Origin of the sequence: Pseudomonas sp. G2-4 (genome assembly GCF_030064125.1) — a bacterium.
Taxonomy (GTDB): domain Bacteria; phylum Pseudomonadota; class Gammaproteobacteria; order Pseudomonadales; family Pseudomonadaceae; genus Aquipseudomonas.
Window position 1 is genome coordinate 2,790,807 of record NZ_CP125957.1, and the last position, 13,383, is coordinate 2,804,189.

The following is a 13,383-nucleotide window of genomic DNA, read 5'->3' on the forward strand; positions in this document are numbered from 1 at the left end:
AATGGCAGCGAAGTGAGTGTCCCAGCGAACCGGATTCCGGCGAATTGCCAACACATCACCCCGGACATGCTGCCGCTGGTCGACCTGGACCAGGACGCTATCGACCGTATCGCGTCGACGGTCCCGGGCGGCCTGGGCAATGTGCAAGACATCTATCCGCTGGCGCCGCTGCAGGAAGGCATTCTTTACCATCACCTCGCCGCCGAGCAGGGCGATCCCTATGTGCTCCAGACCCAGTTCGCCTTTGAAAACCGCGGGCGCCTGGACGACTTCTCCTATGCATTGCAAAAAGTCATCGACCGTCACGACATTCTCCGGACGTCGGTGCTGTGGGAAGGCTTCGAGCAACCGGTGCAGGTTGTCTGGCGCCAAGCCCTGCTGATCCAGCAAGAGGCCGTGCTGGATCCTGCCGGCGGTGACGTTGCGGTGCAGCTGTACGAGCGCTTCGATTCGCGGCACCACCGCCTGGACATGACCCGGGCACCGATGCTGCAACTGGTTTATACCCAAGACACCGTTAACGACCGCTGGCTGGCGATATTGCTGTTCCATCATATGGCCCTGGACCACACCGCGCTGGAAGTGGTGCAGCAGGAGATGCAGGCCCACCTGTTGGGCCGGGCGGACCAGTTGGGCGCCGCGATGCCGTATCGCAACTATGTAGCCCAGGCACGCCTGGGCGTGAGCCAGGAAGCCCACGAAGGGTTCTTCCGCGACATGCTGGGCGATGTCGATGAGCCGACATTGCCGTTCGGCTTGCAGGATGTGCAAGGCGATGGCAGCGGGATCGAAGAAGCTCGCCAGGACGTCGACGCCGACTTGAGCCGCCGGTTGCGGGCCCAGGCCCGTCAGCTCGGTGTGAGCGCGGCAAGTCTGTATCACCTGGTCTGGGCGCAGGTGCTGGGCCGGGTAGCGGGTCGCGAAGACGTTGTGTTCGGCACGGTGCTCATGGGCCGGATGCAAGGTGGCGAGGGTGCCGACCGCGCGCTGGGGATGTTCATCAATACCTTGCCGTTGCGGGTAAGCCTGGGGGCGCAAGCTGTCCGTGCCGGCGTGAAGGCGACCCATGCACGACTGACGGCCTTGCTCGGCCATGAGCATGCCTCTCTGGCGCTGGCGCAACGTTGCAGCGGCGTGGAGGCGCCGACGCCGTTGTTCAGCGCCTTGCTCAACTACCGCCACAGCGCCGTGACCACCTCGCCCGAGGCGTTGTCGGCCTGGAGTGGTATCGAGGTGCTCGGTGGCGAAGAACGGACCAATTACCCGCTGATGTTGTCGGTGGATGACCTGGGCGAGAGGTTCAGCTTCACCGTCATGACCCCGGCGCGCATTGGTGCGCAGCGCCTGTCCGGGTATGTGCAGCAGACCTTGGAGGCGCTGATCCAGATGCTGGAGCAGACGCCAGGGGCGCCGTTGCATCAGCTGTCGATCTTGCCGGCCTCGGAGCGCGAGCAATTGCTGGTGGCGTTCAACGCCACGCAGGTGGATTACCCGCAGGCGCAGACCGTCCACGGACTGTTCGAAGAGCAGGTGCAACGCACGCCGGATGCCATCGCGGTGATTCGTGGTGAGCAGCGTTTGAGCTATTGGGAACTGAACGAGCGGGCCAACCGCTTGGCGCATTACCTGCGCAAGCAGGGCGTGCAACCCGATTCACGAGTGGCGATCTGCGTCGAACGCGGCCTCGACATGGTCGTGGGCTTGCTGGCGATCCTCAAGGCAGGCGGTGGTTATGTGCCGCTGGATCCGGCTTATCCGCTGGATCGGATTGCCTACATGCTCGAAGACAGTGCCCCGGCGGCGGTATTGGCACATGAGGCAACTATAGGGTTGTTGGTGGGTGCCTCTATGCCTGTGATCAATCTGGATAGCGGCCTGTGGCAGGACGAATCCGTCCTGAATCCGGAGATTGCTGAGCTGAGCTCATCGCACCTGGCCTACGTGATCTACACCTCGGGTTCGACCGGTCTACCCAAGGGCGTGATGATCGAGCACCGAAACACGGTGAACTTCCTGACATGGGCGCACCGTTCGTTCGACGCCGAAACGCTGTCTAAAACCCTGTTTTCCACCTCGTTGAACTTCGACCTGGCGGTCTACGAGTGCTTCGCGCCGCTGACTTCGGGTGGCAGCATCGAAGTCGTCACTAATGTGCTGGAACTGCAACAGGGCGAGCACGACATCACGCTGATCAACACCGTACCTTCAGCGCTCAAGGCATTGCTGGAGTCCGGCGGGCTGGGCGAGGGTGTCGACACGGTCAACGTTGCGGGTGAAGCGCTCAAGCGCAGCCTGGTGGAGACGTTGTTCGAACAGACCCAGGTCAAACGCCTGTGCAACCTCTATGGCCCGTCGGAAACCACGACCTATTCAAGCTGGGTCTCGATGGCCCGCGAAGACGGGTTCGCTGCACACATCGGCAAACCCGTTGCCAACACCCAGTTCTACTTGCTGGATGAACACCAACAACCCGTACCACTGGGCATACCGGGTGAGATCTACATCGGCGGCGCTGGCGTGGCTCGCGGTTATCTGAATCGCGATGACCTCACCGCCGAACGATTCCTAAAGGATCCGTTCAGTACCACCGCGAATGCCCGGATGTACAAGACCGGCGACTTGGGCCGTTACCTGCCGGACGGCAACATCGAGTACCTGGGCCGTAACGACGACCAGGTGAAGATCCGCGGTTTCCGCATCGAACTGGGCGAGATCGAAGCCAAGCTCGCCCAGCACCCAAGTCTCAAGGAAGCCGTGGTCCTGGCTCGCGAAGATGTACCGGGTGACAAGCGCCTGGTCGCCTATTTCACCCAACACTCGCCAGACGAGACGGTCGACATCGAAGCGCTGCGCACGCACCTGCAAGCGCAACTGCCGGCCTATATGGTGCCTGCCGCCTACGTACGTCTCGACGCATTGCCTCTGACGCCCAATGGCAAGCTCGATCGCAAGGCACTCCCTGCACCGGACCTCGACGCGCTGATCACCCGCGGCTACGAAGCCCCGCAAGGCGAAGTCGAAACCACCCTGGCGCAGATCTGGCAGGACTTGCTCAAGGTCGAACGTATCGGGCGCCACGATCACTTCTTCGAACTGGGCGGGCATTCACTGTTGGCGGTCACGTTGATCGAGCGCATGCGCCAGGTCGGTTTGAGCGCCGACGTGCGCGTACTGTTTAGCCAGCCGACCCTCGCCGCACTGGCGGCAGCCGTGGGGGGCGGCAGCGAAATCGTGGTGCCGGCCAATGGCATCCCGCTCGATTGCACGCGAATCACGCCGGACATGCTGACGCTGACTCACCTCGACCAGGACGCGATCGACCGCATCGTGGCGACGGTGCCGGGTGGCGCACCCAATGTGCAAGAGATCTACCCGGTGGCACCGTTGCAGGAAGGCATCCTCTACCATCACTTGTCGGCCGAGCAAGGCGATCCCTATTTGCTCCAAACCCTGTTTGCCCTGCAAAGCCGGCAACGCCTCGACGACTTCGTCCAGACCCTGCAGAGCGTCATCGACCGCCATGACATCTTGCGCACCGCGATCCTGTGGGAAGGGCTTGATGAACCTCAGCAGGTGGTCTGGCGTGAAGCGCGGTTGGGCCTCGAAGAGTTTGTGGCGGACCCGCAGGCCGGGGAGACCGTCCAACAGCTGCACAACCGATTCGATGCCCGGCACTACAGCCTGGACATGACCCAGGCACCGCTGATGCGCCTGGCATTCGCCGAAGACAAGCCCAACCAGCGCTGGATAGCGATGCTGCTGTTCCATCACATTGCCCTCGATCATGCGGCGCTGAAAGTGGTGCAGCAGGAAATGCAGGCGCATCTGCTGGGGCAGGTCGATGGGCTGGACGTACCGGTACCGTATCGTAACTACGTGGCCCAGGCGCGTTTGGGGGTGAACCTTGAGGAGCAGGAAGGGTTCTTCCGCGAGATGCTCGGTGACGTCGACGAACCCACGCTGCCGTTTGGCCTGCAACAGGTGCAGGGAGATGGCCACGACATCGAGCAAGCCAGCCTGGTGCTCGATGGCGACTTGAGTAGCCGTCTGCGGCGTCTGGCGCGCCAGTCGGGCGTGGGCGCGGCGAGCCTGCATCACCTGGCCTGGGCCCGGGTGCTGAGCCAGGTGTCCGGCCAGCAGGATGTGGTGTTCGGCACGGTGCTGATGGGCCGCATGCAGGGCGGCCAGGGGGCTGACCGGGCATTGGGCATGTTCATCAATACCTTGCCGCTTCGCGTGAACCTTGGCGATCAAAGCGTCAAGGCCGGCGTCAAGGCGGTCCATGGCCGCCTGACCGCACTGTTGGGGCATGAGCATGCCTCGCTGGCATTGGCCCAACGTTGCAGCGGCGTGGCCGCGCCACTGCCGCTGTTCAGCGCCTTGTTGAACTACCGCAATTCCAGTGAACAGGCCGATGCAGAGGAAACATTGTCGGCCTGGCACGGCATTGAGACCCTGGGGGGCGAAGCACGCACCAACTACCCCTTGACGATGTGCGTGGACGACTTGGGTGAAGACTTCGCCCTGACCGTCCTGGCCATGAACGGCGTCGGCGCGCAGCGGGTCTGCGCCTACATGGAAACCGCGCTGCAAGGCCTTGCCAGCGCATTGGAATCCGACCCTGCATCGCGCTTGCATGGGCTGGATATCCTGCCGCAATCCGAGCGCCAACAGCTGTTGATGGGCTTCAACACGACGACTCGAAGCTATCCGCAGGACAAGACCGTCCATGGTTTGTTCGAGGCCCAGGCCCAGGCACGTCCGGATGCAATGGCCGTCGTGCACAACGCACAGCGCCTGACTTACGCCCAGTTGAACAGCCGGGCCAATCGCCTGGCCCGTCACCTGACCGGCCTAGGGGTTCAACCGGGCGATCGGGTGGCGATTGGGCTGCAGCGTTCGGTCGAATTACTGGTCAGCCAGTTGGCGATCCTCAAGTGCGCCGCCGTCTATGTGCCGCTGGATGTCAGCGCGCCTATCGAGCGCCAGCAGTTCATGGTGCAGGACAGCGGGGCTCGGATTCTGTTGGCGCTGAGCACGGCTACGGTTCCTGGAGACGCGCTGCGTGTGGACCTGGATACCGTCGTGATGGATGAAGCATCCGGCGATCTGAACTTGATGCAAAGCGCCGAATCGGTCGCCTACGTGATGTACACCTCCGGTTCCACCGGCACACCCAAAGGCGTGCTGGTGCCACACCGGGCGATCAATCGCCTGGTGATCAACAACGGTTATGCCGATTTCAACGCCCAGGATCGGGTGGCCTTCGCCTCCAATCCGGCGTTCGATGCCAGCACCCTCGACGTGTGGGCACCCTTGCTCAATGGCGGCTGTGTAGTGGTGGTCGAGCAGGATGTGTTGCTGTCCCAGGAGCGTTTCCGTGGGCTGTTGCTCGAGCAATCGGTCAGCGTGTTGTGGATGACCGCCGGGCTGTTCCATCAATACGCCGACGGTCTGATGAGCGTATTCGGACAACTGCGCTACCTGATCGTGGGCGGCGATGTGCTTGACCCCGCAGTGATCGGTCGTGTCCTCAAGGACGGCGCACCGGCTCACTTGCTCAACGGCTACGGTCCAACCGAAGCCACCACCTTCACCACCACCCATGAAATCACCCGCGTGGGCGAGGGCGGCATCCCGATTGGTCGGCCTATCGGCAACACCCGCGTCTATGTGTTGGACAGCACCCAGCAGCCAGTGCCCATCGGCGTGGCGGGCGAGTTGTACATCGCTGGCGACGGCGTGGCGAAGGGGTATCTGAACCGTCCCGAGCTGACCGCCGAGAAGTTTATCGCCGACCCGTTCAGTGCCGATCCGGAGGCCTTGCTGTACCGCACCGGCGACCTGGCGCGCTGGCGCGCGGATGGCACGGTCGATTACCTGGGGCGTAACGACGACCAGGTGAAGATCCGTGGTTTCCGTATCGAACTGGGGGAAATCGAAGCCCGGCTCGCGGAGCATGACAACGTCAAGGACGCGGTCATCGTGGTGCGTGAAGATGCCCCTGGGGAGAAACGCCTGGTGGCTTACTTCACACCGCGCGACCCGGATGTCGCGACGGAGATCGAGGCGCTGCGGGCTCACCTGCACGCACAGCTGCCGGACTACATGATTCCAGCAGCCTATGTTCACCTCGACGTACTGCCGTTGACAGCGAACGGCAAGCTCGATCGCCGGGCGCTGCCGGCGCCGGATATCGACGCCTACGTCAGCCGCGAATATGAAGCGCCGCAAGGCGAAATCGAACAGACATTGGCCCAGCTCTGGGCAGAGCTGCTGAAGGTCGAGCAGGTCGGTCGCCACGACAACTTCTTCGAGCTGGGCGGCCATTCGTTGTTGGCCGTCACCTTGATCGAGCGCATGCGTCAGGCAGATTTGAGCGCCGATGTGCGTGTGCTGTTCAGCCAGCCAACCCTGGCCGCGCTGGCGGCGGCCATCGGCAGCGGCAGGGAAGTCAGTGTGCCTGCGAACCTGATCGCGCCGGGCTCTGAGCGAATCACACCGGCCATGCTCACGCTGATCGATCTTGACCAGGCGGCGATTGACCGAGTCGTGGCGACAGTGCCGGGTGGAGCACGGAATGTGCAGGACATCTACCCGTTGGCGCCGCTGCAGGATGGCATTCTCTATCACCATCTGGCCGCCGAGCAGGGCGATCCCTATGTGTTGAAGACGGTGTTCGAGCTGCAAAGCCGTGACCGGCTGATGGCGTTTGTAGGCGCGCTGCAACACGTCATCGACCGCCATGACATCCTGCGCACCAGTGTGGTGTGGCAAGGATTCGGCGCGCCGATCCAAGTGGTATGGCGCGAAGCGCAGCTGCACCTCGAAGAGGTTGCCCTTGATAGCGGCGCAGGCGATATCGCCGCGCAGTTGCAGAGCCGCTTCGACCCGCAACACTATCGACTCGATATCACTCAGGCGCCGCTGATGCGTCTGGTCTTCGCTGAGGACGCGGTCAACCAGCGCTGGGTGGCGGTGTTGTTGTTTCACCATATGGCCCTCGATCACACGGCACTGGAGGTGGTGCAGCAGGAAATGCAGGCGCACCTGCTGGGCCAGGCCGCTCAATTGGGTGAGTCGGTGCCGTATCGCAACTATGTGGCGCAGGCCCGGCTGGGCGTGAGTCAAGAAGAGCACGAAGGGTTCTTCCGCGAGATGCTCGGCGATGTCGATGAACCGACACTGCCGTTTGGCCTCCAGGATGTGAGCGGTGACGGGCAGGCTATCGAGCAAGCCAGGCAAGTGGTCGAGGCGACGTTGAGCCTGCGTCTGCGAGCCCAGGCGCGTCAGCTCGGGGTGAGTGCCGCGAGCCTGGTTCACTTGGCCTGGGCGCAGGTGCTGGGCCGTGTGTCGGGCAAGGACGATGTGGTGTTCGGTACCATTCTGCTGGGCCGGATGCAGGGCGGCGATGGCGCCGATCGAGCGCTGGGCATGTTCATCAATACCTTGCCGTTGCGGGTGGATATCAGTACCCAAGGCGTGCGTGACGGGGTGAAAACCACTCACGCTCGCCTGACCGGGTTGTTGGGCCATGAGCATGCCTCGCTGGCCTTGGCCCAGCGCTGCAGCGGCGTGGTCGCGCCGTTGCCGTTGTTCAGCGCGTTGCTCAATTATCGCCACAGCGCCAGCGCAGCGGCCGTGGCCTCCAGTGAAACCCTCACTGCCTGGGAAGGCATCGAACTGCTGAGCAACGAAGAACGCACCAATTATCCATTGACCTTGTCCGTGGATGACCTGGGCGAAGGCTTTATGCTGAGCGCCCTGGTCGCACAGGGAATAGGCGCAGAGCGCATCTGCGCCTACATGCACACCGCGCTCGAAAGCCTGGTGCAGGCACTTGAGCAAGCCCCACAAACGCCGCTCAATCGCCTGGAAATTCTGCCGGAAACCGAGCGCAACCAGCTGCTGGTGGATTTCAACGCCACCCAGCGTCCTTATCCGCAGGACCAGACCGTCCTGGCGCTGTTCGAGGCCCAGGCCGCACACCTGCCGCAGGCGATTGCGGTGGTGCATGGTCAGCGCCAAGTGAGTTACGAGGAGCTGAACGAACGGGCGAATCGCCTGGCCCATTACCTGCTCGGACTCGGCGTGCAGCCGGACGACTGTGTCGCAATCCTGCTGCCCCGTTCGATCGACCTGCTGACCAGTCAGTTGGCGATCCTCAAGTGCGCGGCGGCCTATGTGCCGCTGGATCGCAACGCCTCGCTGGAACGCCAGGGCTTCATGCTGGAAGATTGCCAGGCGAAGCTGTTGCTGACCTTCAGTTCCGAAGCGGTACCCGAGGGCACGCTCCGCGTCGACCTGGACACGTTGGATATGCCAGAAACGACTGACAACCCGGCACTGAAACAGTCCAGCGAATCGATTGCCTACATCATGTACACCTCGGGCTCCACCGGGCAGCCCAAAGGCGTCCTGGTGCCCCATCGCGCCATCAACCGCCTGGTGATCAACAACGGCTACGCCGATTTCAATGTGCACGACCGGATCGCCTTTGCGTCCAATCCGGCGTTCGACGCCAGCACCATGGATGTCTGGGGCGCGCTGCTCAATGGCGGGCAAGTGGTGGTGATCGACCATGAAACGCTGCTCGAACCTTCGCGGTTTGCCCAGGTACTGGGCGATGCGGGCGTCACGGTGTTGTTCGTCACCACGGCGATTTTCAACCAATACGTGCAACTGATTCCCCAGGCCATCGGTGGGCTGCGGATCCTGTTGTGCGGCGGTGAACGGGCCGACGTGGCGTCCTTCCAGCGCTTGCTGGGCCTGGCACCGGGTTTACGCCTGGTGCATTGCTACGGTCCGACCGAGACCACCACCTACGCCACCACCCTGGAAGTGAAGGCCGTGGCCGCGGACGCGCAAAGCGTGCCCATTGGCGGGCCGATCTCCAATACCCAGGTTTATGTGCTCGACGCGCGGCAGCAGCTGGCGCCGCTGGGTGTGGTCGGTGAGATTTACATCGGCGGCCAGGGTGTGGCGAAGGGTTACCTGAACCGAGCGGACCTGACGGCGGAGAAATTCATCGCCGACCCGTTCAGCCGTGAGCCCGGCGCGTTGCTGTACCGCACCGGTGACCTGGGTCGCTGGTTGCCGGAGGGCAGCCTGGAGTGCCTGGGGCGTAACGACGATCAGGTCAAGGTCCGCGGTTTCCGTATCGAACTGGGCGAAATCGAGGCCAAGCTCGTCGCCTGCGACGGCGTGAAGGATGCGGTGGTGCTGGTGCGGGCCGATGAGCCGGGGGAGAAACGCCTGGTGGCCTATGTCATTGCACAACCCCAGGTCACGTTGACCGTTGCTGCATTGCGCGAGCAATTGTCCGCCACCCTGGCCGACTACATGGTGCCTGCCGCGTTCGTGATGCTGCCGGCTTTCCCCTTGACGCTGAATGGCAAGATAGACCGCAAGGCCTTGCCCGTGCCCCAGGCCGATGCGTACGCCAGCCAGGCCTACGAGGCGCCGCAGGGTGAGATCGAGCTGGCGCTGGCCGGCATGTGGGCCGAGCTGTTGAAAGTGGAGCGGGTCGGCCGTCACGACAACTTCTTTGAACTGGGCGGTCATTCGCTGTTGGCGGTCACCCTGATCGAACGCATGCGTCAGGCCGGCTTGAGCGCCGATGTGCGCGTGCTGTTCAGCCAGCCAACCCTGGTCGCGCTGGCGGCGGCTATCGGTAGCGGCAAGGAAATCCGTGTTCCGGCGAACCGCATCCCGGTCGATTGCGAACTCATCACTCCAGACATGCTGCCGCTGATCAGCCTGACCCAGGCAACCATCGACCAACTGGTCGCGACGGTGCCGGGTGGGGCTCGCAATGTGCAGGATATTTATCCGCTGGCGCCGTTGCAGGAAGGCATTCTCTATCACCATTTGGCCGCCGAACAGGGCGACCCTTACGTGCTGCAGACGCAGTTTGCCTTCGACAACCGTGAACGCCTCGATGCATTCGTCCAGGCGCTGCAAGTGGTGATCGATCGCCACGACATCCTGCGCACCAGTGTGGTCTGGGCAGGGTTGGATGAGCCGGTGCAAGTGGTCTGGCGCCAGGTTGTGCTGGTGCCGCAATGCATTGAAGCGGATGCCACGGTGGGCGATATTGCCACCTACCTCGGCCAGCGGTTCGACGCGCGGCACTATCGCCTCGACTTGGGCCAGGCACCCTTGCTGCACCTGGCTTACGCCCGGGACGACGCCCAGGATCGCTGGGTCGCGATCCTGCTGTTCCACCACATGGCACTGGACCATACCGCCCTGGACGTGATGCAGCATGAGATGCAGCTGTATCTGCTGGGCCAGGGCGAACAACTGACCGAAGCGGTGCCTTACCGCAATTACGTGGCCCAGGCCCGCTTGGGTGCGAGCGAACAGGAACACGAAGCGTTTTTCCGCGAGATGCTCGGCGGGATCGACGAGCCGACGCTGCCCTTCGGCCTGGCCCAGGTTCAGGGTGACGGGCGCGGTATCGAGGAAGTGAAGGCGTTGGTCGATGAGGCTTTGAGCCTGCGCCTGCGTGCTCAAGCCCGGCAGCTCGGCGTGAGTGCCGCGAGCCTGGTCCATCTGGCCTGGGCCCAGGTCCTGGCCTTGGCCTCGGGCCAGGAGCAAGTGGTGTTCGGCACGGTCCTGCTGGGCCGGATGCAGGGCGGCGACGGGGCTGACCGGGCGCTGGGCATGTTCATCAACACCTTGCCGATCTGCGTGCCCGTGGACGGACAAAGCGTGCGTGATGCCGTGAAAATGACCCATGGGCGGCTGACCGGGTTGTTGGGGCATGAGCATGCTTCCCTGGCCTTGGCCCAGCGCTGCAGTGATGTGGCCTCGCCAGCGCCGCTGTTCAGTGCACTGTTGAACTTCCGGCACAGTTCGATCCAGGTGACCGATGAAGTGTTGTCGGCCTGGGATGGCATGCACATGTTGTCCAGTGAAGAGCGCACCAACTATCCGCTGACAATGAATGTCGATGACTTGGGAGAAAGCTTCAGCCTGACAGTGCAGGTCGAGTCCCGGATCGGCGGGCAACGCATCTGTGACTACATGCAGGTGGCCCTGCACAGCCTGGTCGACAGCCTGGAACACGCGCCGCAAACACCGATGCACAGCCTCGCGGTGTTGCCGCAGGCGGAACGGCGCCAGTTGCTCGAAACCTGGAACAGCGCAGACGCCGTGTATGCCCATGATGCCTTGATCCATCAGCAATTCGAGGCGCAGGTGGCGATGCAGCCCGACGCTGTGGCGGTGGTATTCGAGGATTGCACCCTGACTTACGGCGAACTCAACGCCCAGGCCAATCAGCTCGCCCATCGCCTGCTGTCGCTGGGCATTCGTCCGGATGATCGGGTCGCGATCTGTGTCGAGCGTGGCCTGGACATGATTGTCGGCCTGCTGGGTATCCTCAAGTCCGGCGCTGGTTATGTACCGCTGGATCCCGCCTATCCGGCGGAACGCATCGCCTACATGCTCGAAGACAGCACGCCCGTGGCAATCGTGGTGCATGCCGCCACCCGTGAGCGGCTGGCCGAAGAGTCCGCGCGGGTGATCGACCTCGATGGCGCTGCGTTGCATAACCAGTCGGAGGCCAATCCTCAAGTGCCAGGCCAGACGTCTTCGCAACTGGCCTATGTCATCTATACCTCGGGCTCCACTGGCTTGCCCAAGGGCGTGATGGTCGAGCACCGCAACGTCGCCCGCCTGTTCTCGGCGACGCAATCCTGGTTCGATTTCGGCGCGCAAGACGTGTGGGCCTTGTTCCACTCGTTTGCCTTCGACTTCTCGGTCTGGGAAATCTGGGGCGCACTGACCCATGGCGGCCGCTTGTTGGTGGTGCCACAGCTGGTCAGCCGTTCACCCCAGGACTGTTATGCGCTGATCTGCGAAGCCGGTGTCACGGTGCTGAACCAGACGCCAAGTGCCTTCCGCCAGTTGATTGCGGCCCAAGGCGAAAGCCACCTGAGCCACCAGCTGCGCCAGGTTATTTTCGGCGGTGAAGCCCTGGACACCGGGATTCTCAAGCCGTGGTATGCCCGCGAGGCCAATGCCGGGACGCAACTGGTCAACATGTACGGCATCACCGAAACGACGGTGCACGTGACCTACCATGCCCTTGAAGCGGCCGACGCACAGCGGGTCGGCGTCAGCCCCATCGGCAAGCGCATTCCCGACCTGCAGCTGCATGTGCTCGACGCCCGGCGCGAGCCGGTGCCAGTGGGTGTGGTCGGTGAAATGTACGTGGGTGGCGTGGGTGTGGCGCGGGGTTACCTGAATCGTCCCGAGCTTAATCGGGAACGCTTTATCTTCGACACCTTGAGCGGTCGTGAAGGCGCGCGTCTGTACCGGACCGGCGACCTTGGACGCCGGTTGGCCGACGGCAGCATCGAATACCTGGGCCGCAACGACGACCAAGTGAAGATCCGTGGTTTCCGTATCGAACTGGGCGAGATCGAAGCGACGTTGGCGGCTTGCGAAGGTGTCAGCGAGGCGGTGGTCATTGCCCGTGAAGACGAGCCGGGCGATAAGCGCCTGGTGGCCTATGTCATTGCCACAGAAGGCGCAGCACTCTCGGCCAGCGATCTGCGGACCCAGTTGCTCGGGTCGTTGGCCGAGTACATGGTGCCGAGCGCGTTCGTGGTCCTTGCCGCATTCCCGTTGACCACCAACGGCAAGCTCGACCGCAAGGCCTTGCCGGCGCCGGATCAGTCGTCGGTGGCGGCCCGGGAATACGCAGCGCCGCGAGGCGACGCCGAGACCGTCATCGCCGCGATCTGGCAGGACCTGCTGGACCTTGAGCGGATCGGTCGACACGACAACTTCTTCGAGCTGGGTGGGCATTCGCTGCTGGCGGTGAAACTGATCGAACGCATGCGTCATGCAGGTTTGAGTGCCGACGTTCGGGTGCTGTTCGGCCAACCGACACTGGCGGCCCTGGCCGCTGCGGTCGGCGGGCACACGGAAGTCGTGGTGCCGGTCAATCGGATTGCCGCGGACTGCCAGCGGATCACGCCGGACATGTTGCCGCTGGCGACCCTGAGCCAGGACGAGATCGACCGCGTAGTGACGATGGTCCCCGGTGGCGTCGGCAATGTGCAGGACATCTACGCCTTGGCGCCGTTGCAGGAGGGAATCCTGTATCACCACCTGGCGGCCGCCCAGGGCGATCCCTACCTTCAATACGTGATGTTCGCGTTCGACAGCTTCACGCGCCTGGATAATTTCACCCAGGCGCTGCAAGCCGTCGTCGCGCGGCACGACATTCTGCGCACCGGCGTCCTCTGGGAAGGCCTGGCCGAGCCCATGCAGGTGGTCTGGCGTGAGGCGCGCCTGATGGTCGAGCCGGTCGAGCTGGATCTGGCGGCGGGCGATGTTGCCACGCAGCTGCATCAGCGTTTTGAC

Annotated in this window: 1 protein-coding gene (cut by both window edges); it reads left to right on the top strand. The window is 63.2% G+C overall.

Every position in this 13,383-nt window falls within one protein-coding gene, locus QNH97_RS12265, for a non-ribosomal peptide synthase/polyketide synthase (protein WP_283557062.1), read on the top strand. The gene is 29,109 nt long; 12,909 of those nucleotides lie to the left of the window and 2,817 to its right, leaving coding positions 12,910-26,292 in view, spanning codon 4,304 (complete) through codon 8,764 (complete); the first complete codon in view begins at window position 1. The start codon and the stop codon both lie outside this window.